The sequence below is a fragment of the Actinacidiphila yeochonensis CN732 genome (assembly GCF_000745345.1).
Classification (GTDB): domain Bacteria; phylum Actinomycetota; class Actinomycetes; order Streptomycetales; family Streptomycetaceae; genus Actinacidiphila; species Actinacidiphila yeochonensis.
The window spans coordinates 227,883-251,329 of record NZ_JQNR01000003.1 but is presented as its reverse complement, the minus strand read 5'-3'; the positions used below and the strand labels follow the sequence as shown (position 1 = coordinate 251,329).

Here is a 23,447-nt window from a genome sequence, read left to right as displayed (position 1 = left end):
GTGCCCTCCGGGGGTGCGGGCCGCCCGGCCCGCCCCCGGAGGCCTGACCGGCTCACGGCGCCGTCCGGGAACGGGCGTCGGCCTCGCCGGCCGGTCCGCTGAGCCGTCCGTCGGCCTGTCCGTCGTGGAGACCTGGCACGCGGAGTTGCGGATCGACGACGCCGACAGCGTTGACACCTACCCGCCCGCCTGGCGCACCCCGCGCGAGTCCACCGTCCACGGGGCCGGGGCCCAGCGGGTGGTCAGCGCGGCCCGGCAAGGCCGCCCGGGACGGCGGCTGAACCGCCGCCGTGCCGTCGTCAGGCCCGGCGGGTGGCCAGCAGGACCGCGAGGTCGGGGGCCAGCGGAACCTCCACGGTGCGGAGCAGCGGGTGGTCCAGCCAGTGCAGGCGTGCGCTGTCCGGGCCGCCCCCGAAGGCCGGCGTGCCGCCCCCGGACGGCGCGAAGTCGTCGATCACCAGCAGCCCGCCGGGGCGCAGCAGAGCAACCGGGTCGGCGGGTGCGCCGCCGTCCTTGCCCTGACCGCCGCCGTCGAGGACGAGCAGGTCGAAGGGGCCGTGGCCGCCGATCACGGTCCAGTCCGCGCACTCCACCCGGACCTGCGGCGCGAGGCCGGCGAAGAGAGCCGACGCCGCCTCGGCCCGGTCCGGGTCCCGTTCGACGCTGACCGCCGTGGCGTCCGGCCGCATGCCGGAGACGAGCCAGGCCAGCCCCACACCGCAGCCGGTGCCGGTCTCGCCGATCCGCCGGGCGCCGGCCGCGAGCACGCTGAGCAGGCGCCCCTGCTCGGGCCGGCAGGAGTACGCGAAGTCCAGGTGAAGTGCCGTCCGGGCGGCCCGCTCCACCAGAGGAGGCAGGTCGCCCGGCCCGCTGAGGTGGGCGCTGGTGCCGTTGAGGGACATGCCGGCCATCCTGCCGAGTCCGCCCCGGGGGCGGCGCGACGGTACCCGGATCGGTAGCGGACTGTTAGGAAAGAAAACTGCGCACATCTTATTGTGCAATGTTTCTTTCCTATCTAGCCTCGGAAGGGTGAGCGAACCCCCTGAGACCGGCCCCGAAGCCGACGCGTCCGACGGTGACGGTCGGCCCGCCCAGCAGCGGATCACCGAGCTGGACGCCCTGAAGGTCTTCACCCACCCGTTGCGCATCCGCCTCTACCGAGCGCTGTACACCGCAGGCGAGGCCACGGCTTCCCACCTGGCCGACCAGGTCGACGAGGCCGTCTCACTGGTCAGCTACCACCTGCGCAGACTCGCCGCGCACGGTTTCATCGCCGAGGCCCCCGGCCACGGCCGCGACGGCCGCGAACGCTGGTGGCGGCTCTCGGCGGAGCGCGGCTTCTCCTTCCGCACCACCGACTTCGGCGACCGGCCCGAGAGCCTGGCCGTGCTCTCCCAGGTCACCCGGCAACTGCTCGCCACCCGGTCCGAGCGGTACGAGCAGTACCTGGACGAGCAGGCCGCCTGGTCACGCGCCTGGACCGGCGCGGCCTTCAGCTCCGAGTACCTGCCCCGGCTGACCTCCGACGAGCTGCAAGGGCTCGCCGACGAACTGGCCGCGGTGATGGAGCGGTGGAGCGAGCGTGGCAGGGCCGCTGTCGCGGCGGGCGACACGGAGGGCCGCGAGCACGTATCCGTCCAGATGTACGGGTTCCCCGTCCGCGACTGAGCCCATGCCGCCGACGCGACCCGTGCCGCCCGGCCCGGCCCGGGCCACGTCGCGTACGTCCCGCCGATCCCCGCCAGGAAGGCCGGCCGATGGCCATCGAACCCACCGAGCCCAGGCCCACCGAGCCCACGAAACCCTCCGTACTCGGCGCGACGGCCCACCGCGCCGCCGCAGGTCCGTCAACCCCGCCGATCCCGCCCCAGGAGCGCTGGTCCCGAGGGGGGTTCGCCGAGCCGCCCGCCTACCGGGACCGGAACGCTCTGCGCTGGCTCACCGCCTACACGGCCTCGCTGGTCGGCGACTCGGTCTACTTCCTCGCCCTCGGCTTCGCCGCCGCCCGGACCGTCGGACCCGCGCAGGTCGGGCTGGTGATGGCGGCGGGGGCGGTGCCACGGGCCGTGCTGATGCTCGGCGGGGGAGTGGTCGCCGACCGCTTCGGGCCGCGACGGGTCGTCATCGGCAGCGACGCCACCCGCTGCGTCCTGGTGCTGGCCGCCGCTGCGGTGGTCGCGGTGGACAGTACCGGACTGCGGTTGCTGGTGGTGCTCGCGCTGGCCTTCGGCGTCGTGGACGCGCTCTTCATGCCGGCCGTTGGCGCCCTGCCGCCGCGTCTGGTCGGCGCCGGCCAACTCGCCCGCCTCCAGGGGCTGCGGACCCTGGCGATGCGGCTGGGCGAGGTCGGCGGCCCGCCGCTGGGCGGCCTGGCCATGGGGCTTGGCGGCGCCGGAGCCGCCCTCGGCACGGCCGGCGTCCTGTTCGCGATCTCGGTCCCGCTGCTCGTCACCACCCGCATGGACCGTCCGCCCGCCCGGCCCGCCGATGGGCCCGCTGCGCCGGCCACCGCCTGGCAGGAGCTGTGCGACGGGCTGCGCTACCTGCGGCGCCACCGGCTGCTCGGGGCCCTCGTACTGTCCGGCGCGATCAGCGAACTCGGCATGAACGGCCCGCTCAACGTCGGCCTGGTGCTGCTCTCCCAGTCCCGCGGCTGGGGGGCGGCCGGGTACGGCTGGATCGTCGCCGCGTTCGGCGCCGGCTCCACGTGCGGCGCGCTGCTGCTGACGGTACGCGGCCGGATGGAGCGGGCGGGGGCGGTGCAGATCGGCACGCTTTTCTCAAGCGGCGCCCTGCTCGGCGTGCTGCCCTTCCTGCCGGGCCTGTCGGGCGCCGTGCTGGCGGGGCTGACCGCGGGGGCGGTCTGCGGCCTCTGCGGAGGGCTCGCCAACTCGCTGATCCAGACCGCCGCCGACCCCGCCTACCTCGGCCGGGTGACGGCGGTCATGAGCCTGACGGGGGTCGGCCTGTCCCCGCTGGCCTACCCGCTCTTCGGCGCCGCCGTCGCCGCCTGGGGGGCGCCCTCCGTCTTCGTGGGCTCCGCCTGCCTTCCACGTTCGGCGGGGTCGTGGGCCTGGCCTCCCCGGCGGTGCGCGCTGCCCGCCTGGGGACGCCGCCGGTCCCGAGCCAGGGGCCGAAGCGGGCCCATGAGCCGCCCGGCCGCCCCGACACGGCCTGAGCCATCGCCGCCGACCGCCTCAACCGCCTTGCGGATAGGGCGCCTGGCGGTCCGTCAGACGCCGAGCTTCGCGCCGTACAGCTTCGCCACCGCGTCGTCGTCGCCATCGGCCTCCACCTTCGCGGCGGCCTGGCGGCCGAAGGTGAACATCACCAGCTCGGCCGGCTCCCCGGTCACCGTGACGACGGGCGCGCCCTTGCGGGCCACCGCCGTGCGGCCGTCCGGGAGACGCAGCACCAGGCCCACCGGCGAGCGGCGGCCCACCACGCGCGCCATCCGCTCCAGGCGGCTCCACAGGGCCTCGGCGAAGACCGGGTCGACCGGACGCGGCGTCCAGTCGTCGGCCGCCCGCCGGACATCCTCGGCGTGCACGTAGAACTCGACGGTGTTGGACACCTCGTCGAGCTGCTTGAGGGCGAACGGCGACAGCTTCGGCGGACCCGTGCGGATCAGCCGGATCAGCTCCTCGTACGGGCGGGCCGCGTACTCGGCCTGGACCCGGTCCAGGCGGTCGGCCAGCCGGGGGATGACGAGGCCGGCCGCCGCGTCGCCGCGCCGCTCCCTGACCACCACGTGCGCGGCAAGGTCCCGGGTGCTCCAGCCGGCGCAGAGCGTCGGGGCGTCCGGACCGGCGTTCTCCAGCAGGTCGGCGAGGAGGAGACGTTCACGCTGTGCATGGGTCGTCATACCGCCAGGCTAGCGCCGAGTGTCCCGCCGGGAGCCGTCGGCGCGCGCCCGGCGCATCCGGCGTACCCGGTTCGGGCCACGAAGTGGGACGTTCCGGTCGGCGGGAAGGCGGCCGCGGGCGTCCGGTGGGCGGTACGCGTTTCCCCGGGCCGTGCACCCGGCGGCAGAATGGGGGCATGTCCTCGCTCGATCCCGCCATCGCCGCCCGCCTCAAGCGCACCCCCGACGGGCTCGTCCCGGCCGTCGCCCAGCAGTACGACACCGGCGAGGTGCTCATGCTCGGCTGGATGGACGACGAGGCGCTGCACCGCACCCTCACCACCGGCCGCTGCACCTACTGGAGCCGCAGCCGCCAGGAGTACTGGGTCAAGGGCGACACCTCCGGCCACTTCCAGCACGTGAAGTCCGTCGCCCTGGACTGCGACGGCGACACCCTGCTGGTCCGCGTCGACCAGGTGGGCGCGGCCTGCCACACCGGAGCCCGCACCTGCTTCGACGAGGACGTCCTGCTCGGCTGAGCGTCCCCGGCCGGGTGCCCGGGTGTCCCGCTTCGCGGTCAAACCGTCGCGCCCGGCCCCCGTCCCGCTAGTCTCTGCGGCCATGAACGCCATGGACCTCCCCACCTTCCGCAAGCTGGCCGCCGATCGCCGGGTCATCCCCGTCTCCCGCAGGCTGCTCGCGGACGGTGACACGCCCGTCGGGCTGTACCGCAAGCTCGCCGGGGAGCGCGCGGGCACCTTCCTGCTGGAGTCCGCCGACATGGGCTCCGGCGAGGGCGGACGGTCGTGGTCCCGGTACTCCTTCGTCGGCGTCCGCTCCGCCGCCGCGCTCACCGAACGCGACGGCCAGGCCCACTGGCTCGGCGAACCGCCGGTCGGCGTGCCCGTCGACGGCGACCCGCTGGCCGCGCTGCGGGCCACCGTCCAGGCCCTGCACACCCCGCGCGACCTCGGCTCCGGGATGCCCCCCTTCACCGGCGGCATGGTCGGCTACCTCGGCTACGACGTCGTCCGCCGGCTGGAGCGGGTCGGCGACCACAGCGCCGACGAGCTCGGCCTGCCCGACCTGACGATGCTGCTCACCTCCGACCTCGCCGTGCTGGACCACTGGGACGGCTCCGTCCTGCTGATCGCCAACGCGATCAACCACAACGACCAGGACAGCGGCGTCGACGAGGCGTACGCCGACGCCGTGGCGCGGCTCGACGCCATGGAGGCCGACCTGGCCCGGCCGCTGGAGCACCCGCCGGTCACCCTGCCCCCGTCCGAACTGCCCGCGTACACCGAGCGGTGGGGCGGCGAGGCGTTCCGGGGGGCCGTCGAGGACATCAAGGAGCGCATCCGGGCCGGCGAGGCGTTCCAGGTGGTGCCCTCGCAGCGGTTCAGCACCCCCTGCGCCGCCTCCGCGCTGGACGTCTACCGGGTGCTGCGGGCCACCAACCCGAGCCCGTACATGTACCTGCTGCGCTTCCCCGGCGAGGGAGGCACCACCGAGGGCGGCTTCGACGTCGTGGGCTCCAGCCCCGAGGCGCTGGTGAAGGTCGAGGAGGGCCGGGCCATGGTCCACCCCATCGCCGGCACCCGCCCGCGCGGCACCACCCCGCAGGCCGACGCGGCGCTCGCCGACGAACTGCTGGCCGACCCCAAGGAGCGCGCCGAGCACCTGATGCTCGTCGACCTCGGCCGCAACGACCTGGGCCGGGTGTGCGAGCCGGGCAGCGTCGAGGTGGTCGACTTCATGTCCGTCGAGCGCTACTCGCACGTGATGCACATCGTCTCCACCGTCACCGGGCAGGTAGCGCCGGGCCGTACCGCGTTCGACGTGCTCACCGCCTGCTTCCCGGCCGGCACCCTCTCCGGCGCGCCCAAGCCGCGCGCGCTGCAGATCATCGAGGAGCTGGAGCCGGTCCGGCGCGGCCTGTACGGGGGCTGCGTCGGCTACCTCGACTTCGCCGGCGACTCCGACACCGCCATCGCCATCCGCACCGCGCTGCTGCGGGACGGCACCGCGTACGTGCAGGCCGGCGCCGGCATCGTGGCCGACTCCGACCCGGTCGCGGAGGACGAGGAGTGCCGCAACAAGGCGGCCGCCGTACTGCGGGCCGTCTCGGCGGCCAACCGCATGCACGGCTGACCGCCGCCGGCCGCCCCCGGGTGGGGAGTCCCGGGGCGGCGGCACCGGGTGGGCCGGCGTCCGGCGCGGGCCAGGTACGGGCCGGACGACGCCGCCACCGCGCGGGCCGGGCCCCTCCCGGGTGCGGGTACGGGAGGCACCTGGCACTGCGGCTCTTCGGGGACGGGCTCTTCGGGGGGACGGGTACCGGGACCTGACGACCGTAGATCCGCGGCCGACGCGTCAACAAGGCGGCGGGTGCCGATCTCCGTACGACCTTCACGCGCCCTTCGCGGGGGCCCCGAGGCTCCTGCGGGATCTCCACGGACGTGTGGGTTCCGCCACGGGGACGACGCCGGGACGGGGCCGGGACGGCGCCGGGACGACGGCCGGACGGCGCCGGGAGCGCGGCCTGCCCGGACGGCGGACCACGGCGGGCGACCGGGGCGGAGGGCCTGACGGAGCGGCACGGACGGGGAGGCGGCGGGGGACGGCGGGGGACAGCCGGGGCCGGTCGACGAGGCGGGGCCGGGGATGCGGGGCGGCGCCCCGCGCACCGGGGTCCGCGCCGGGCAGGGGATAGTGGAGGGGTGAACACGTCCCCGGCCGCGCACGAGCAGCCCGCCCCCGCCCCCGCCGCGGAAGCCGGCGTCCTCGCCCCGGAGGCCGCCGCGCCGGACGCGCCCGCCGTCGTCGGCCGCACCGACCCCGGCCGCCGCACCGCCCACCTGGCCCTCGCCGCGGCGCTGGCCTGCGGCGTCGTCGGCTCCACCGTCGTCCTCTACGCGGCGAGCCGGACGTGGTCGCACGGCGTGGCCGTCACCGGCGGCGGCTCCCTCCCGGTGCACGCCACCGGCAGCCAGACCACCGCCCTGCCCGGGGCGCTCGCCCTGGTCGGGCTGGCCGCGCTGGTCGCCGTCTTCGCCGTCCGCCGGATCGGCCGCTACGTCGTCTCCGCCCTCCTCGCGCTCAGCGGCCTCGGCGCGGCCGTCGTGGCCCTGTCGCGGCGCGGCGACCACGGCGCGCTGAACGCCGCCGCGGCCACCGCCACCAGCCTCGCGCACGCCACCGCCGCCCGCACCACCGTGACGTTCTGGCCCGTCGCCGCGGCCGTCGGCGGCCTGCTGCTGCTGGTCGCGGGCGTGCTTGCCCTCGTGTGGGGGTCGCGGTGGCCCGCGATGTCCGGCCGCTACGAGCGCGCGGGCGGCGCGGCGGGACCGCGTGGCCGGGCCCCCAAGCCGATCGACCCGGAGCGGTCCGAGGACCTCTGGAAGGCCCTCGACCGCGGCGAGGACCCCACCGGCGCGTAACCGCCGCCGGGCGGGGCGGGAGCCGCCCCATACCGGTGGCCCGCCCGCAGGGCAGCGGCCCCGCCCCCCGTACCCGTACCCCGTGCCCGCGCGGGTGCCGTCCTGGCCGAGCGGCCCTGCGGCGACCCGCCGGCCATCCGTCGGCGGACGCCGTACGGCCCTTCCCACGGCGCCCCGTACGGCCCTTCCCCTGGTCCGTCGTGGGGCCGTCGGCGGCCCGTCCGGTCCGACACCACCCGCCCGGCACCAACCCCCGTGCGCGAGCCTGCCCAGGTACGCGCAACAATGGGGGACGTAGCGGGAGGCCGAGGACGCCCCCACTGGACACGACAGGGAGCACCCATGGCGGAAGCGCACGGTCACGGACACACTCCGGCCGCGTGGACCGGCGTGATCATCGCCTTCATCGGATTCTGCGTGGGCGGCGCCTTCATGGTCGCCGACAACACCGTGGGATTCTGGGTCGGCATCGCCCTGATCGCCGTGGGCGCGCTGGTCGGCGGGATCATGAAGCTGATGGGTCTGGGCCAGAAGTACGAGCCGATCGAGACCTCGCCCGTTCGGGCCGGCTCCACCGAGGCCCGCGAGCACGCCCGCGCCTGAACCCCCGGTCGGCTCTCCGACCCCACCCGGGCCCCGATCACCTTGGGCAACCCCGTAACGGCACCCCAGCTGGGGTGCCGTTCTGCGTTGGCGCCCGACGGCCAGACCGCTCGCCCCCCGACCCAGGTGGGGGCGGTCCGGGGGCGGCGCGCGCCCGGGAGGCGCAGGATCGGGCCATGAGCAGCCGTAGCCGAGCGGTGGCCGACCCGGCCGGCGGGGTGCCCCCGAGGCCCGGGCCCGAGCCGGCGACCGAGCCCGCGACCGAGCGGAAGCCCCGGCCCGGGGCGGCGCGGCGGCTCGCGGTGCCCCTGGCGGTGCTGGGCGCCGTGGCCGCGGCGTTCGCGTACGTGGGGGCTGTCGACCCCGACCGGCCGGGCCACTACCCGCTGTGCCCGCTGCGGTACTACACCGGCCTGAACTGCCCCGCGTGCGGCGGGCTGCGCGGCGCCCACGCCCTCGTCCACGGGCAGCTGCGGGCCGGCCTCCGGTGCAACGCGCTGGCCGTCGCCGGATACGCCGCGTTCGCGGTGGTGTGGACGGTGTGGGCGGTCCGCTCGGCGCGCGGACTGCCCTACGCGCCGGTGCTGCGGCCGGGCGCCCGGCGGGCGCTGGTGGTGGTCGCGGTGGTCTTCACGGTTGTCCGGAACCTGCCGTTCGGACGGGCCCTGTCGCCCTGAGGAGAGCCCGTCGCGGGGCCGCGGGACAGGGCGGCGGTGGGTGCATACGTCCAGGTAGTGGGACTATGGGAGGTGCGATTCGGGCTCGGCGGGCGCTGCCGGATACCATCGGAGAGCCAGTGGTCCACCGACACTGGCGTGATCATTTCGCTGCTCGGCCGGCCGAAGGGAAGTTCTCGCGTGAGTGTGCTCGACGAGATCATCGACGGAGTACGTGCCGACCTCGCCGAGCGTCAGGCCAGGGTCACCCTCGACGAGCTGAAGGAGCGCGCGGCCCGCGCCCGCGACGCCCGCGACGGCGTCGCCGCGCTGCGCGGCGAGGGCGTCAAGGTGATCTGCGAGGTGAAGCGGTCCAGCCCCTCCAAGGGCCCGCTCGCCGCGATCGCCGACCCGGCCGCGCTGGCCGCCGAGTACGAGGCGGGTGGCGCCGCCGCCATCAGCGTCCTCACCGAGCAGCGCCGGTTCGGCGGCTCGCTCGCCGACCTGGAGGCCGTCCGCGCCAAGGTGGACACCGCGGTGCTGCGCAAGGACTTCGTCGTCACCTCCTACCAGCTGTGGGAGGCGCGCGCCTACGGCGCCGACCTGGTGCTGCTGATCGTGGCCGCGCTGGAGCAGCCGGTGCTGGAGTCGCTGGTGGAGCGGGCCGAGTCCATCGGGCTGACCCCGCTGGTCGAGGTGCACGACGAGGCCGAGGTCCAGCGGGCCGTGGACGCCGGCGCCCGGGTGATCGGCGTCAACGCGCGCAACCTCAAGACCCTTGAGGTCGACCGGGACACCTTCGCCCGGGTCGCCCCGGAGATCCCCGACCACATCGTCAAGGTCGCCGAGTCCGGTGTGCGCGGCCCGCACGACCTGATCGCGTACGCGCACGACGGCGCCGACGCGGTGCTGGTCGGCGAGTCCCTGGTCACCGGGCGGGACCCGCGTACCGCCGTCGCCGACCTGGTGGCCGCCGGCGCGCACCCCGCGCTGCGCAACGGCCGCTGAGGCCGCCGGCCGGCCCCGCCGCCGCTGCGGCCGGCAGTCGGACGTCCCTACGAGTCCCGGACGTCCCGGCGGGTGCCGGACGGCCTGCCGAGTCCCGGCGGCCTTCCCGAGGTCTCCGCGGTGTCTCCTCCGGCGCGCGTGCCCGGGGGAGCGCCCCGCGCGGCGGCGGTGACCTGGTGACCCCGGACGGACTCCGTCGGGCGAGGCACTAGACTGCCCGCATGTCCATCGCCTCCCGCCTGGCCCCCGGCTGCCGCCCCCGCGGCTGCCGCGCGCCCGCGCGCAAGGTGCTGGGCCGCCGGGTGCGGTACGTGATCGGCTGCGAACCCGGCCAGGTGAACGGAAGGCGATGGCGCCGCGGCTGAGGCCCCGGCTCCTGCCCGAGCACGCCCGTACGACGGCCCGCGGTACCTTCCGCCCGGCCGTCGGGAGGGCTCCCCGGACGCGGACCGCGTGGCTTCGGCCCGCCAGCATGCCGTGACGGCGCGTGTCCGCGCCGGTCTTCCACCACCTCACACGCACCGAGGTCCTGTCATGCCAGAACACGACGTGTCCCCCGACTCCGCCGACGCGGGGCGCTTCTTCCTGCCCGACCCGGAGGGCGCGCAGCCGTCCACGGAGGGCTACTTCGGGCCCTTCGGGGGGAAGTTCATCCCCGAGGCCCTGGTCGCCGCGGTCGACGAGGTCGCCACGGAGTACGAGAAGGCCAAGGCCGACCCGGCGTTCGCCGCCGAGCTCGACGGCCTGCTCGCCCACTACACCGGCCGGCCCAGCCCGCTGACCGAGGTGGCCCGGTTCGCCGAGCACGCCGGCGGCGCCCGGGTCTTCCTCAAGCGGGAGGACCTGAACCACACCGGCTCCCACAAGATCAACAACGTGCTGGGGCAGGCGCTGCTGACCCGCCGGATGGGCAAGACCCGGGTCATCGCCGAGACCGGCGCCGGACAGCACGGCGTGGCCACCGCCACCGCCTGCGCGCTGTTCGGCCTGGAGTGCACCATCTACATGGGTGAGGTCGACACCCGGCGGCAGGCGCTGAACGTCGCCCGGATGCGGATGCTGGGCGCCGAGGTGGTCTCCGTGACCTCCGGCAGCCGCACCCTCAAGGACGCCATCAACGAGGCGTTCCGCGACTGGGTGGCGAACGTCGACTCCACGCACTACCTGTTCGGCACCGTGGCCGGCCCGCACCCGTTCCCCGCGATGGTGCGCGACTTCCACCGGGTGATCGGTGTCGAGGCCCGCCGCCAGGTGCTGGAGCGCACCGGCCGGCTGCCGGACGCCGTGGTCGCCTGCGTCGGCGGCGGCTCCAACGCCATGGGCCTGTTCCACGCCTTCATCCCCGACACCGGGGTGCGGCTGGTGGGCTGCGAGCCGGCCGGCCACGGGGTGGACTCCGGTGAGCACGCGGCCACCCTGACCGTCGGCGAGCCCGGCATACTGCACGGCTCGCGCTCCTACGTCCTCCAGGACGACGAGGGCCAGATCATCGAGCCCTACTCGATCTCCGCCGGCCTCGACTACCCGGGCGTCGGCCCCGAGCACGCGTGGCTGAAGGACACCGGCCGGGCGCAGTACCGGGCGGTGACCGACGACGCGTCGATGCAGGCGCTGCGGCTGCTGTCGCGTACCGAGGGCATCATCCCGGCCATCGAGAGCGCCCACGCCCTCGCCGGCGCCCTGGAGCTCGGCCGCGAGCTGGGCCCGGAGGCGGTCATCGTGATCAACCTCTCCGGGCGCGGCGACAAGGACATGGACACCGCCGCCCGCTACTTCGGCCTCTACGACGGCGCGGACGGCGAGACCGGCGGCGAGAGCGGCAGCACCAGCGGCAACGGCATGCAGACGGGGGCGGGCAAGTGAGCACGAAGACGACGGGCACGACGGGCACGACGGGCGCCACCGGCACGACGGCGGTGGACGCGGGCACCGCGACCGGCACCGGCGCCGGCGAGGAGTTCTTCGGCGGGCAGGTCGCCCTGCTCGACGAGGTGCTGGCCGGCACCAGGAAGCAGGACCGGGCCGCCCTGGTGGCGTACCTGCCCGCCGGCTTCCCGACCCTGGACGGCGCCACCGAGGCGGTCAAGGCGGCCTTCGCGGGCGGCGCCGACATCGTCGAGGTCGGCCTGCCGCACAGCGACCCGGTGCTGGACGGCCCGGTCATCCAGACCGCCGACGACATCGCCCTCAACCACAACCACGTGCGCATCGCCGACGTCCTGCGCACCGTCCGGGAGGCGTTCGCCGCCTACCGCCGGCCGGTGCTGGTGATGACGTACTGGAACCCGGTGGACCGCTACGGCGCGGCGCGCTTCGCCAAGGAGCTGGCCGCGGCGGGCGGCGCCGGATGCATCCTGCCCGACCTGCCGGTGCAGGAGTCCGCGGCCTGGCGGGAGGCGGCCGCCGAGCACGGCCTGGCCACCGTCTTCGTGGTCGCCCCCTCCAGCCGTGACGAACGGCTGGCGGCGATCACCGCGGCCGGCAGCGGCTTCGTCTACGCGGCCTCCGTCATGGGCGTCACCGGCACCCGCACCCAGGTCGGCAGCCAGGCCGCCGACCTGGTGCGCCGCACCCGCGCCACCACGGACCTGCCGGTCTGCGTGGGCCTGGGCGTCTCCAACGCCGCCCAGGCCGCGGAGGTCGCCGCCTTCGCGGACGGCGTGATCGTGGGCTCCGCCTTCGTCAGCCGGCTGCTCCAGCACGAGGGCGACCTCCCGGCGGGCCTGACCGCCGTCAAGGAGCTGGCGGCCGAGCTGGCCGCCGCCGTCACCCGCTGAGGGAACTGCCCGCAGCGTTCCGCCGAGACCTCCGGGGGCCGTGACCGCCGCCCCCGGAGGCCGGCGCTCCCCGGCACGACGGGGGGCACGGGCGGGCGGAAAACTCACTCGGGAGAGGGGTTCGGGTCACTCCGGAGAGGGAAAAACGCGGCGGCGCACCCCACAAGGCGCCGCCGCGGACGTTTGCCGGACGTGATGAGCCACAAGAACCGCGAGGCGAAGCGCACCGCCCGGGAAGAGCTGTACGCCCAGCGGGAGCAAGAGAAGGCCCGCGCCAAACGCAAGCGCACCCTGATCGCGGCCGGCGGGGTCGTCGTCGTCCTCGCCGCGGCGGCCGGCATCGGCGTGGCCGTCGCCGACCACGACAGCGGCGGCGGCAGCGACTCCGCCGGTCCGGTGGTCGCCCCGCGCGGCGCCATCGGCAAGGACAACCTCGTCATCCCGGTCGGCGCCGCGGACGCGCCCTCCACGCTGACCGTCTACGAGGACTTCCGCTGCCCGGCCTGCGACGCCTTCGAGAAGGGCTTCACGCCGACCATCCACAGCCTGGAGGACGACGGCCAGATCCGTACCGAGTACCACCTCGTCACCCTGATCGACGGCAACCTCGGCGGCTCCGGCTCGCTGAACGCCGGGAACGCGGCGGCCTGCGCCCAGGACCAGGGAAAGTTCCGGGCGTTCCACGATGTCCTCTTCTCCAACCAGCCCGACGAGCAGGACGACGCCTTCAGCAAGAACGCCACCCTGCTCACGCTGGCCGCGAAGGTCCCCGGGCTCACGAGCGCCGCCTTCACCTCGTGCGTGGAGCGCGGCACCCACAAGGAGTGGGTGCGCAAGTCCGACGCCGCCTTCAACTCCGCCGGCTTCGACTCCACGCCCACGGTGCTGCTCAACGGCAAGAACATCTACGGCTCCGGCGCCGCGGTGCTGACCCCGGCCTCGCTGAAGAAGATGGTCGCCGACGCGAACAAGGGCAAGCAGCCGGGGACGGTGACCGCCTCGGCCAGCCCGTCCTGAGCGCACCCGTCCTGACCGCACTCCGGTCCTGACCACGGCTCGGTCCTGACCACGTCCTGGTCCCCGACCGTGCCCCGGTCCTGGCCCGCCCGCCGTCCCGTACCGGGCGCGGGGGGCGGATGTTATCCACACGTGGCCGGGCGGATCGCACAAGGATCCGCCCGGCTGCGGTAGCGTCGGCTCTGCCATGGAGCTCGCATACATCCCCAGCCCGTCCCGCGGCGTCGTCCACCTCGGACCGATCCCGCTGCGCGGTTACGCGTTCTGCATCATCCTCGGTGTCTTCGCAGCCGTCTGGCTCGGGAACCGGCGCTGGATCGCGCGCGGCGGCAAGGTCAACACCGTCGCCGACATCGCGGTGTGGGCGGTGCCCTTCGGCCTGGTCGGCGGCCGGCTCTACCACGTCATCACCGACTACGAGCTGTACTTCACCGACGGCAACGACTGGGTGAACGCCTTCAAGGTGTGGGACGGCGGCCTCGGCATCTGGGGCGCCATCGCCCTGGGCGCCCTGGGCGCGTGGATCGGCTGCCGGCGCCGCGGCATCGCGCTGCCCGCCTTCGCCGACGCCATCGCCCCCGGCATCGCCGTCGCCCAGGCCATGGGCCGCTGGGGGAACTGGTTCAACCAGGAGCTGTACGGCAACCCCACCCACCTGCCGTGGGGCCTGAAGATCACCAGCACCGCGGGGGACCGGGTGCCGGGCGTCTACCAGCCCACGTTCCTGTACGAGTGCCTGTGGTGTATCGGTGTCGCTCTCCTGGTGATCTGGGCCGACCGCCGCTTCCGGCTGGGCCACGGCCGTGTCTTCGCGCTCTACGTCGCCGCGTACTGCGTGGGCCGCTTCTGGATCGAGCACATGCGGGTGGACTACGCCCACCACATCCTCGGCCTGCGGCTCAACGACTGGACGGCGCTGATCGTCTTCCTCGGCGCGATCGCCTACATGGTGCTGTCCAGCCGGCTGCGGCCCGGCCGCGAGAGCGTGGTCGAGCCCGACGCCGAGCCGGCCACCGCCTCGGGCGTGGAGCCGGCCGAGAAGGCGGAGCAGGCCGGGCAGGCAGAGAAGGCCGAGAAGGACGAGCAGACCGAGCAGACCGAGAAGGCGGCGGAGCCGGAGAACTCCGGAAGCGCCGAGAGCCCGGAAGGCGCGGAGAGCGCCGGGACGGCCGCGGAGCGGCCCGGTGGCGAGGGCCGTCGGTCCGGCGAGGCGGCGGGCTCGGCGGACGCCCCGGCGGGCGACCCCGCGCGGGACGGCGACGCGGAGCCCGGCCCGGCCGAGAAGGCGGCCGCCGCGGCGGCCGGTGGCGACACCTCCGGCAGCGCCGCCGCCACCTCCTGAGCGCACGCCGAGCCGCCCGTTCCTTTCGGCTGTGCGGCTGGGGCGCCCTTTTCGGGTCCCTACTGGTCCCTTCCGGCTGTTCCCGGCTGTTCCCGGTCGATTTCCGGCCGTTCCCACGCCCGTGACGGCCACCCGGCTCCGCCACCCCTGACGGTGTGGGCACCGCGGGCCTGCGCGAACACCGTCGTGAAAGCGCAGGCCACGGCTCTCCCGGCCAGGGGGCGTCCCGTCGCAGGGGCACCGTCCTGGGCTCATCGCGCGGCGGTGTTTGCGCAGGTCAGGTCAGCCTTCCCTTGCTGGCGAAGCAGGCCGCGGGCCACGTAACGTCAAGGTATGACCACCGCTACCGTCGGCGAGATCGCCCGCCCCGAACAGCCGGACCACACCCACCGTGACGTCAACGGCGGCTGGCTGCGTCCGGCCGTCTTCGGCGCGATGGACGGCCTCGTGTCGAACTTCGCCCTCATGACGGGCGTGGCCGGCGGAGACGTCAGCAGCCGCACCGTGGTGGTCACCGGGCTGGCCGGGCTGGCCGCGGGCGCGTTCTCCATGGCGGCGGGGGAGTACACCTCGGTCGCCTCCCAGCGTGAGCTGGTCGAGGCCGAGCTGGCCGTCGAGCGCGTCGAGCTGCTCCGCAACCCGCAGGCCGAGCTGGACGAGCTGGCCGCGCTGTACGTGGCGCGCGGTGTCGAGCCGGGGCTCGCCCACGAGGTGGCCCGGCAGCTGTCGGCCGACCCGGAGCGGGCGCTGGAGGTGCACGCCCGCGAGGAGCTGGGCATCGACCCCGACGACCTGCCGTCGCCGCTGGTGGCCGCGGCCTCGTCGTTCGTGTCGTTCGCGCTGGGCGCCCTGCTGCCGCTGCTGCCGTACCTGCTGGGTGCCGAGCGGCTGTGGCCGGCGGCGGCGCTCGCGATGGCCGGGCTGTTCGGCTGCGGCGCCGCGGTGGCCCGGGTGACCGCGCGCTCGTGGTGGTTCAGCGGCCTGCGGCAGCTCGCGCTGGGCGCCGCGGCCGCGGGCATCACCTACGTCCTGGGCGACCTGATCGGCTCCGCCGTCGGCTGACCCCGGACCGGTGGAAGGGCCGCGCCGGACGGGTCCGGCGCGGCGGCACCAGAGGGCGCGGCCTTTCCCCAGGTCCGCGTGGTGACGGCGCCGCGTCCGGCGGATTCGGGACGGTTCCGGCAAGGTTCTGTTTCCCGCTCGTTTCAGCCTCCGCCGTACGGGGCATCACTCGGTAACGCACCCGGCGGAGCCCCCCGCTCCGGACGTCCCTGTGCGGCCACTCCGCCCAGGGTCCGGGACCGCGCCACCCCCGCGGTACGACGCTGGCCAGAACCGAACACCCACCCCGAAAAGCCACATCGCGCGTCCACATGCTGGAATCGGGTATCCGCTTCTCGAACACTCATCCATCATGTAACCTGCACGAAATCGCAGAGGGCCAACGTCGTCCCTGTTGCGCATGCCTGCGAACAGGCACTGCATCTCAGCCAAAGACGACGACGGGAGAGCCATGCGTTCGCGTTCCGCGTTCATGGACGGGCGCCCCGCCCCGCAGGGGATGTACGACCCCCGCAACGAGCACGACGCCTGCGGCGTCGGCTTTGTCGCCACCCTCACCGGCGAGGCCAGCCATGGACTCGTGGAGCAGGCGCTGACCGTCCTGCGCAACCTGGAGCACCGCGGCGCCACCGGCTCCGAACCGGACTCCGGCGACGGCGCCGGCATCCTCATGCAGGTCCCCGACGCGCTGCTGCGCGCCGTGGTCGACTTCGAGCTGCCGGCCGCCGGCCACTACGCCGCCGGCCTCGCCTTCCTGCCCGTCCAGGCCGACGACCGCGTCAAGGCCGTCGACGCCATCGAGCGGATCGCCGCCGAGGAGGGCCTCACGGTCCTGGGCTGGCGCGAGGTGCCGGTCGACCCGAGCACCCTCGGCGCCACCGCCCGCTCCACCATGCCGTTCTTCTCCCAGCTCTTCGTCGCCGACGCCGCCGCTGGCGACGCCGCCGGCCGCGCCGGCATCGAGCTGGACCGCCCCGCCTTCGTGCTGCGCAAGCGCGCCGAGCGCGAGGCCGAGGTCTACTTCCCGTCGCTGTCCGCGCGGACGATCGTCTACAAGGGCATGCTCACCACCGAGCAGCTGGAGCCGTTCTTCCCGGACCTGTCCGACCCGCGGATCGCCACCGCCATCGCGCTGGTCCACTCCCGGTTCTCCACCAACACCTTCCCGAGCTGGCCGCTGGCGCACCCGTACCGGTTCGTCGCCCACAACGGCGAGATCAACACCGTCAAGGGCAACCGCAACTGGATGCGTGCCCGCGAGTCGCAGCTGGCCAGCGAGGTCTTCGGCGGCGACATGGAGCGGATCTTCCCGATCTGCACCCCCGGCGCCTCCGACACCGCCTCCTTCGACGAGGTGCTGGAGCTGCTCCACCTCGGCGGCCGGTCGCTGCCGCACAGCGTGCTGATGATGATCCCCGAGGCGTGGGAGAACCACGACTCGATGGACCCCGCCCGGCGCGCGTTCTACCAGTACCACTCCACCCTCATGGAGCCCTGGGACGGCCCGGCCTGCGTCACCTTCAGCGACGGCTCCGTGGTCGGCGCCGTGCTCGACCGCAACGGTCTGCGCCCGGGCCGCTACTGGGTCACCGACGACGGCCTGGTGGTGCTCGCCTCCGAGTCCGGCGTGCTGGACTTCCCGCCGCAGAAGGTCGTCCGCAAGGGCCGCCTGCAGCCCGGCAAGATGTTTCTGGTCGACACCGTCTCCCACCGCATCGTGGAGGACGACGAGATCAAGGCCGGCATGGCCGCGCAGAACCCGTACGGCGAGTGGCTGGACGCCGGCCTGATCCACCTGGCCGACCTGCCCGAGCGCGAGCACATCGTGCACACCCACGCCTCCGTCACCCGCCGCCAGCAGACCTTCGGCTACACCGAGGAGGAGCTGCGGGTCCTGCTCGCGCCGATGGCGCGCACCGGCGCCGAGCCGATCGGCTCGATGGGCACCGACTCGCCGATCGCCGCCCTCTCCGACCGGCCGCGGCTGCTGTTCGACTACTTCACCCAGCTGTTCGCGCAGGTCACCAACCCGCCGCTGGACGCCATCCGCGAGGAGCTCGTCACCTCGCTGATCTCCACCATCGGTCCCTCCGGGAACCTGCTGGAGCCCAGCCCGGCGTCCTGCCGCAACATCACCCTGCCGTTCCCGGTCATCGACAACGACGACCTGGCCAAGCTCATCCACGTCAACGCCGACGGCGACCTGCCGGGCCTCAAGGCCGCGACGCTGTCCGGCCTGTACCGGGTGGCCGGCGGCGGCCAGGCGCTGGCCGCGCGGCTGACCGAGATCTGCGCCGAGGCCGACGCCGCCATAGAGGACGGCGCCCGGCTGATCGTGCTGTCCGACCGGCACTCCGACGCCGAGCACGCGCCGATCCCGTCGCTGCTGCTCACCTCCGCCGTGCACCACCACCTCATCCGCACCAAGCAGCGCACCCAGGTGGGCCTGCTGGTCGAGGCCGGCGACGTGCGCGAGGTCCACCACGTGGCGCTGCTGATCGGCTACGGCGCCGCCGCGGTCAACCCCTACCTGGCCATGGAGTCCGTGGAGGACCTGGCCCGGGCCGGCACGTTCCTGTCCGGCGTCGAGGCCGAGACCGCCATGCGGAACCTCATCAAGGCGCTCGGCAAGGGCGTCCTGAAGGTCATGTCCAAGATGGGCATCTCCACCGTGGCCTCCTACCGCGGTGCCCAGGTCTTCGAGGCCGTCGGCCTGGACGCCGAGTTCGTCGACACCTACTTCCACCTCACCGACACCAAGATCGGCGGCGCCGGCATCGACGTCGTGGCGAAGGAGGTCGCGGCCCGGCACGCCAAGGCGTACCCGGCGTCCGGCATCCCCGCCGCGCACCGCCGGCTGGAGATCGGCGGCGAGTACCAGTGGCGCCGTGAGGGCGAGCCGCACCTGTTCGACCCGGAGACCGTCTTCCGGCTCCAGCACTCCACCCGCACCCGCCGCTACGACGTCTTCAAGCAGTACACCTCCCGGGTGAACGAGCAGTCCGAGCGGCTGATGACGCTGCGCGGCCTCTTCGGCCTGAAGAGCGACCGGCCCGCGGTGCCGCTGGACGAGGTCGAGTCGGTCGGTGAGATCGTCAAGCGGTTCTCCACCGGCGCGATGTCGTACGGCTCGATCTCCCGCGAGGCGCACGAGACGCTCGCCATCGCGATGAACCAGCTCGGCGGCAAGTCCAACACCGGCGAGGGCGGCGAGGACCCGGAGCGGCTGTACGACCCGGCCCGGCGCAGCGCGATCAAGCAGGTCGCGTCCGGCCGGTTCGGCGTCACCTCCGAGTACCTGGTCAACGCCGACGACATCCAGATCAAGATGGCGCAGGGTGCCAAGCCCGGCGAGGGCGGCCAGCTGCCCGGCCACAAGGTCTACCCGTGGATCGCCGGCACCCGGCACTCCACCGCGGGCGTCGGCCTGATCTCCCCGCCGCCGCACCACGACATCTACTCCATCGAGGACCTCGCCCAGCTCATCCACGACCTGAAGAACGCCAACCCCAGGGCGCGGGTGCACGTGAAGCTGGTCTCCGAGGTCGGCGTCGGCACCGTCGCCGCGGGCGTGTCCAAGGCGCACGCGGACGTGGTGCTGATCTCCGGCCACGACGGCGGCACCGGCGCGTCCCCGCTGACCTCGCTCAAGCACGCGGGCGGCCCCTGGGAGCTGGGCCTGGCCGAGACGCAGCAGACGCTGCTGCTCAACGGGCTGCGCGACCGGATCGTGGTGCAGACCGACGGCCAGCTCAAGACCGGCCGCGACGTGGTGATCGCCGCGCTGCTCGGCGCCGAGGAGTTCGGCTTCGCCACCGCGCCGCTGGTGGTCTCCGGCTGCGTGATGATGCGCGTCTGCCACCTGGACACCTGTCCGGTCGGCGTCGCCACCCAGAACCCGGTGCTGCGCGACCGCTTCAACGGCAAGCCCGAGTTCGTCGTCAACTTCTTCGAGTTCATCGCCGAGGAGGTCCGCGAGCTCCTCGCCGAGCTGGGCTTCCGCTCCATCGACGAGGCCGTCGGCCACGCCGAGGTCATCGACGCCGGCCGCGCCGTGGACCACTGGAAGGCCCAGGGCCTGGACCTCGCGCCGCTGCTGTACGTGCCGGAGCTGCCCGAGGGCGCGGCCCTGCGCCGCACCACCGACCAGGACCACGGCCTGGAGAAGGCGCTCGACAACGAGCTGATCCGGCTCGCCGCCGACGCGCTGGAGACCGGCGCCCCGGTCCGCGCGCAGGTGCCGATCCGCAACGTCAACCGCACGGTGGGCACCATGCTCGGCCACGAGGTGACGAAGAAGTACGGCGGCGAGGGCCTGCCCGAGGGCACCATCGACATCACCTTCACCGGCTCCGCCGGCCAGTCGTTCGGCGCGTTCCTGCCCAAGGGCGTCACGCTGCGGCTGGAGGGCGACGCCAACGACTACGTCGGCAAGGGCCTGTCCGGCGGCCGGATCGTGGTCCGCCCGGACCGCGGCGCCGACCACCTCGCCGACGACTCGACCATCGCCGGCAACACCATCGCCTACGGCGCCACCGGCGGCGAGCTGTTCCTGCGCGGTCTGACCGGCGAGCGGTTCTGCGTCCGCAACTCCGGCGCCACCGTGGTCGCCGAGGGCGTCGGCGACCACGGCTGCGAGTACATGACCGGCGGCCGGGCCGTGGTGCTCGGCTCCACCGGACGGAACTTCGCGGCCGGTATGTCGGGCGGCATCGCCTTCGTCCTGGACCTGGACCCGAAGGCCGTCAACCCGGGCATGGTCGAGGTCGAGGCGCTCACCGCCGACGACATCGCGTGGCTGCACGACGTGGTGCGCCGCCACTTCGAGGAGACCGGCTCCACCGTCGCCGAGCGGCTGCTCGCCGACTGGGGCAGCGCCCTCACCCGCTTCGGCAAGGTCATGCCGAGGGACTACAAGGCAGTGCTCGCCGCCAAGAACGCCGCCGAGCAGGCCGGGCTCTCCGAGTCCGAGACCACCGCGAAGATGATGGAGGCGGCAAATGGCTGACCCCAAGGGCTTCCTCACCACCCCGCGTGAGAACAACCCCACCCGGGCGGTCGAGGAGCGCAAGCAGGACTGGCGCGAGGTGTACGTCCCCGGCGGCCTGCTGCCGATCATCACCAAGCAGGCCGGCCGCTGCATGGACTGCGGTATCCCGTTCTGCCACAACGGCTGTCCGCTCGGGAACCTCATCCCCGAGTGGAACGACTACGCCTACCGCGAGGACTGGACCGCCGCCTCCGAGCGGCTGCACGCCACCAACAACTTCCCGGAGTTCACCGGGCGGCTGTGCCCGGCGCCGTGCGAGTCCGCCTGCGTGCTCGGCATCAACCAGCCGGCGGTGACCATCAAGAACGTCGAGGTCACCATCATCGACCGGGCGTGGGACAGCGGTGACGTCCGCCCGCAGCCGCCGGAGCGGCTGTCCGGCAAGACCGTCGCCGTCATCGGCTCGGGCCCCGCCGGCCTGGCCGCCGCCCAGCAGCTCACCCGGGCCGGCCACACCGTCGCCGTCTACGAGCGGGCCGACCGCATCGGCGGCCTGCTGCGGTACGGCATCCCCGAGTTCAAGATGGAGAAGCGCCACATCAACCGCCGCATCGAGCAGATGCGCGCGGAGGGCACCAAGTTCCGCACCGGCGTGCAGATCGGCACCGACCTGGACGCGGCGAAGCTCGCCCAGCGCTACGACGCCGTCGTCATCGCGGCCGGCGCCACCACGGCCCGCGACCTGCCGGTCGAGGGCCGCGAGCTCAACGGCGTCTACCAGGCGATGGAGTACCTGCCGCTGGCCAACAAGGTGCAGGAGGGCGACTACGTCACCCCGCCGGTCAGCGCCGAGGGCAAGCACGTCGTGGTCATCGGCGGCGGCGACACCGGCGCGGACTGCGTCGGCACCGCGCACCGGCAGGGCGCGCTCTCCGTCACCCAGCTGGAGATCATGCCGCGCCCGACCGAGGAGCGCCCGGCGCACCAGCCGTGGCCGACCATGCCCATGGTCTACAAGGTCACCTCCGCCCACGAGGAGGGCGGCGAGCGGCTGTACGCGGTCAACACGATGCGGTTCACCGGCGACGAGGACGGCAACGTCCGCGAACTGCACCTGGTCGAGGTGGTCTTCGAGGACGGCAGGTTCGTCCCGCAGGAGGGCACCGAGCGGATCATCCCCGCCGACCTCGTCACCCTCGCGATGGGCTTCACCGGCACCGACCAGAAGAACGGCATGGTCGAGCAGCTCGGCCTGGAGCTGGACGCGCGCGGCAACATCGCGCGCAACCGCGACTACAAGACGAACGTCGAGGGCGTCTTCGCCGCCGGCGACGCCGGCCGCGGCCAGTCCCTCATCGTCTGGGCCATCGCCGAGGGCCGCTCGGCCGCGAAGGCGGTCGACGCCTACCTGACGGGCACCGCCTCGGCCCTGCCCGCGCCGATCCGGCCCACCGACCGGCCCCTCACCGTCTGACCCCCGGTCGGCCCGGCCCACCCCGGCCGGGCCGCCCGGTAGACGTCCCGCACAACGGAGTGCGGAACGCGCAACACCGCAGCGCTCGCCATTCCCCGACCAGGAGGCGAGCGCTGCGCCGTATCCCCGGACCGCTCACGGGTCGCAGGCGTGGACGGTGTGGCACAGGCCGCAGCGGGCGCGCAGGGGGCTGCCGCAGGGGACGCGGAGGCGCTGGAAGCACGTCGGGCAGGGGAAGGTGACGCGCCGGGCGGCGGCCGGGCCGTCGAAGGCGCGGTCCGGGCCGGAGACGCCCTGGTCCCGGTGGCGGGCGTACCGACGCCGGGCCGTCCAGGGCGCCGCGGCCAGCGGTGGCCGCCGCAGGTCCCGGCGGGCCAGCTCCAGCCCCGTCCGGTAGGCGTCGCGCGCGTACGGGCTGGTGAACCACGGCTCGATGTCGTCCCCGAGCGCCAGCGCCCGCTTGGCCAGCACGTACCCGTACTCCTGCGGCGTCAGGTAGCCCAGCGTGTACGCGGCCATGGTGATCCGCTCCCCGCGCATCGCCGGCTCGTGCCGGTACGCGTCCAGCAGCAGCCAGCCCACCCCCAGGTACGCCGCCACCGTGTCCGTGAGGATCTCGTCCTCCCACACCTCCGGCCCGCGCAGCCCCAGCCGGTGCAGGTACACGTGCGTCACCTCGTGGGCCAGCGCCGCGCCCACGTCCCGGCGGTCCTCCCTGAACCGGGAGTGCAGCTCCACGAAGTACTCCGGGCCCGCCGCCAGCTCCACCCGGCCCGCGTACGGCATGTCGCGGTACGACACCACCATCCGCGCGTCCGGCAGCCCCAGGTGCGCCACGATAGCCCCGGCGATCCGCTGCGCGCCCAGGTACGGGTCCTCGTCGCCCGGGAACTCCACGACCTCCGGCCGCACACTTGCCGCGAACCGGGCCACCCCGTCCCCCGACAGCCGCCGGTACAGCGTGGTCAACGCCCCCCGTACCGCCTCCAGATGCGGAAACCAGCCCGCGCCGCTCCCGTCACCCCCGCCGCCCCCGTCGTCCCGCACCGGCCGCGCCATGGGCACCTCCCGGTGGCCGAGTGTAGCCCCGCGCGCTCACGCGGCGGGTTGTCCGACAGACCGTCAAGAAGTCCCGAACACGCGGATGTTCCTCCGTCCGCACCGTCCCCGAACGGCTGGCACCCCTTCCGGCGCCGGCCGATCCCGGCCGTCCCGCCGACGGCACCCCACG

At 74.3% G+C, this 23,447-nt stretch carries 18 protein-coding genes and 1 pseudogene; 16 read left to right on the top strand and 3 right to left on the bottom strand.

Annotated elements, in window-relative coordinates; translation table 11 throughout:
* Positions 1–299: 299 nt before the first annotated feature.
* The gene (locus BS72_RS02715; protein ID WP_037907359.1) at positions 300–902 is read right to left on the bottom strand and encodes an O-methyltransferase; all 603 of its coding nucleotides are present in this window, start codon (positions 900–902) and stop codon (positions 300–302) included.
* A 199-nt stretch (positions 903–1,101) separates the two neighbouring features.
* Between BS72_RS02715 and BS72_RS02710 the strand changes: the two genes are divergently transcribed.
* Entirely contained in the window at positions 1,102–1,668 is a 567-nt protein-coding gene (locus BS72_RS02710; RefSeq protein WP_037907357.1) for a helix-turn-helix domain-containing protein, read from the top strand.
* A gap of 191 nt (positions 1,669–1,859) precedes the next feature.
* Positions 1,860–3,178: pseudogene (locus BS72_RS02705) on the top strand (MFS transporter).
* A 54-nt stretch (positions 3,179–3,232) separates the two neighbouring features.
* On the opposite strand, the gene BS72_RS02700 reads toward BS72_RS02705, so the two are convergent.
* Complete coding sequence (locus BS72_RS02700) at positions 3,233–3,865, bottom strand: TIGR03085 family metal-binding protein (protein WP_037906078.1); 633 nt, start codon at positions 3,863–3,865, stop codon at positions 3,233–3,235.
* A 176-nt stretch (positions 3,866–4,041) separates the two neighbouring features.
* Here BS72_RS02700 and hisI point away from each other — a divergent pair, with 176 nt between their 5' ends.
* The 14 genes from hisI to BS72_RS02635 all read left to right on the top strand — a co-directional run bounded on the left by hisI (position 4,042) and on the right by BS72_RS02635 (position 22,216).
* Complete coding sequence (gene hisI, locus BS72_RS02695; RefSeq protein ID WP_037906076.1) at positions 4,042–4,383, top strand: phosphoribosyl-AMP cyclohydrolase; 342 nt, start codon at positions 4,042–4,044, stop codon at positions 4,381–4,383.
* Positions 4,384–4,474: 91 nt separating this feature from the next.
* Positions 4,475–5,998 carry an anthranilate synthase component I gene (locus BS72_RS02690; RefSeq protein WP_037906074.1) on the top strand — a complete coding sequence of 508 codons (1,524 nt, stop codon included), beginning with the start codon at positions 4,475–4,477 and terminating at the stop codon, positions 5,996–5,998.
* Positions 5,999–6,567: 569 nt separating this feature from the next.
* Positions 6,568–7,287, top strand: coding sequence for a TIGR02234 family membrane protein (locus BS72_RS02685; RefSeq protein WP_037906072.1), 720 nt, complete (start codon positions 6,568–6,570; stop codon positions 7,285–7,287).
* A gap of 342 nt (positions 7,288–7,629) precedes the next feature.
* Complete coding sequence (locus tag BS72_RS02680; protein ID WP_037906070.1) at positions 7,630–7,890, top strand: HGxxPAAW family protein; 261 nt, start codon at positions 7,630–7,632, stop codon at positions 7,888–7,890.
* 176 nt (positions 7,891–8,066) lie between these two features.
* Entirely contained in the window at positions 8,067–8,567 is a 501-nt protein-coding gene (locus tag BS72_RS02675; RefSeq protein WP_078900960.1) for a DUF2752 domain-containing protein, read from the top strand.
* Positions 8,568–8,747: 180 nt separating this feature from the next.
* A complete protein-coding gene (gene trpC / locus BS72_RS02670) occupies positions 8,748–9,554 on the top strand; it encodes an indole-3-glycerol phosphate synthase TrpC (protein WP_037906067.1) in 807 nt (268 codons plus the stop codon).
* 221 nt (positions 9,555–9,775) lie between these two features.
* The gene (gene trpM, locus BS72_RS37025) at positions 9,776–9,919 is read left to right on the top strand and encodes a tryptophan biosynthesis modulator TrpM (RefSeq protein WP_198545739.1); all 144 of its coding nucleotides are present in this window, start codon (positions 9,776–9,778) and stop codon (positions 9,917–9,919) included.
* A 169-nt stretch (positions 9,920–10,088) separates the two neighbouring features.
* A complete protein-coding gene (gene trpB / locus BS72_RS02665; protein WP_051950577.1) occupies positions 10,089–11,417 on the top strand; it encodes a tryptophan synthase subunit beta in 1,329 nt (442 codons plus the stop codon).
* A gap of 116 nt (positions 11,418–11,533) precedes the next feature.
* Complete coding sequence (trpA, locus tag BS72_RS02660; RefSeq protein ID WP_037907348.1) at positions 11,534–12,331, top strand: tryptophan synthase subunit alpha; 798 nt, start codon at positions 11,534–11,536, stop codon at positions 12,329–12,331.
* 195 nt (positions 12,332–12,526) lie between these two features.
* The gene (locus BS72_RS02655; protein ID WP_037906065.1) at positions 12,527–13,348 is read left to right on the top strand and encodes a DsbA family protein; all 822 of its coding nucleotides are present in this window, start codon (positions 12,527–12,529) and stop codon (positions 13,346–13,348) included.
* A 187-nt stretch (positions 13,349–13,535) separates the two neighbouring features.
* Entirely contained in the window at positions 13,536–14,690 is a 1,155-nt protein-coding gene (lgt, locus tag BS72_RS02650) for a prolipoprotein diacylglyceryl transferase (RefSeq protein WP_078900959.1), read from the top strand.
* A 333-nt stretch (positions 14,691–15,023) separates the two neighbouring features.
* On the top strand, positions 15,024–15,752 hold the full coding sequence (locus tag BS72_RS02645; protein WP_051950576.1) for a VIT1/CCC1 transporter family protein: 729 nt from the start codon (positions 15,024–15,026) through the stop codon (positions 15,750–15,752).
* A gap of 451 nt (positions 15,753–16,203) precedes the next feature.
* Positions 16,204–20,760, top strand: coding sequence for a glutamate synthase large subunit (gene gltB, locus BS72_RS02640; protein ID WP_037906063.1), 4,557 nt, complete (start codon positions 16,204–16,206; stop codon positions 20,758–20,760).
* Positions 20,753–22,216 carry a glutamate synthase subunit beta gene (locus BS72_RS02635; RefSeq protein WP_037906061.1) on the top strand — a complete coding sequence of 488 codons (1,464 nt, stop codon included), beginning with the start codon at positions 20,753–20,755 and terminating at the stop codon, positions 22,214–22,216. Before gltB ends, BS72_RS02635 begins: the two co-directional genes overlap by 8 nt.
* Positions 22,217–22,351: 135 nt before the next feature.
* On the opposite strand, the gene BS72_RS02630 is transcribed toward BS72_RS02635, so the two are convergent.
* Positions 22,352–23,275 (bottom strand): hypothetical protein, encoded by a 924-nt coding sequence (locus BS72_RS02630; RefSeq protein WP_037906059.1) that lies wholly within the window; start codon positions 23,273–23,275, stop codon positions 22,352–22,354.
* Positions 23,276–23,447: the final 172 nt, after the last annotated feature.

What these genes read in the sequence shown, in the direction of transcription:
- BS72_RS02715 (WP_037907359.1), bottom strand. Translation starts at nt 902, where the DNA reads ATGTCCCTCAACGGCACCAGCGCCCACCTCAGCGGGCCGGGCGACCTG.
- BS72_RS02700 (WP_037906078.1), bottom strand. Translation starts at nt 3,865, where the DNA reads ATGACGACCCATGCACAGCGTGAACGTCTCCTCCTCGCCGACCTGCTG.
- hisI (WP_037906076.1), top strand. Translation starts at nt 4,042, where the DNA reads ATGTCCTCGCTCGATCCCGCCATCGCCGCCCGCCTCAAGCGCACCCCC.
- BS72_RS02690 (WP_037906074.1), top strand. Translation starts at nt 4,475, where the DNA reads ATGGACCTCCCCACCTTCCGCAAGCTGGCCGCCGATCGCCGGGTCATC.
- BS72_RS02680 (WP_037906070.1), top strand. Translation starts at nt 7,630, where the DNA reads ATGGCGGAAGCGCACGGTCACGGACACACTCCGGCCGCGTGGACCGGC.
- BS72_RS02675 (WP_078900960.1), top strand. Translation starts at nt 8,067, where the DNA reads ATGAGCAGCCGTAGCCGAGCGGTGGCCGACCCGGCCGGCGGGGTGCCC.
- trpM (WP_198545739.1), top strand. Translation starts at nt 9,776, where the DNA reads ATGTCCATCGCCTCCCGCCTGGCCCCCGGCTGCCGCCCCCGCGGCTGC.
- trpB (WP_051950577.1), top strand. Translation starts at nt 10,089, where the DNA reads ATGCCAGAACACGACGTGTCCCCCGACTCCGCCGACGCGGGGCGCTTC.
- BS72_RS02655 (WP_037906065.1), top strand. Translation starts at nt 12,527, where the DNA reads ATGAGCCACAAGAACCGCGAGGCGAAGCGCACCGCCCGGGAAGAGCTG.
- lgt (WP_078900959.1), top strand. Translation starts at nt 13,536, where the DNA reads ATGGAGCTCGCATACATCCCCAGCCCGTCCCGCGGCGTCGTCCACCTC.
- BS72_RS02645 (WP_051950576.1), top strand. Translation starts at nt 15,024, where the DNA reads ATGACCACCGCTACCGTCGGCGAGATCGCCCGCCCCGAACAGCCGGAC.
- gltB (WP_037906063.1), top strand. Translation starts at nt 16,204, where the DNA reads ATGCGTTCGCGTTCCGCGTTCATGGACGGGCGCCCCGCCCCGCAGGGG.
- BS72_RS02635 (WP_037906061.1), top strand. Translation starts at nt 20,753, where the DNA reads ATGGCTGACCCCAAGGGCTTCCTCACCACCCCGCGTGAGAACAACCCC.
- BS72_RS02630 (WP_037906059.1), bottom strand. Translation starts at nt 23,275, where the DNA reads ATGGCGCGGCCGGTGCGGGACGACGGGGGCGGCGGGGGTGACGGGAGC.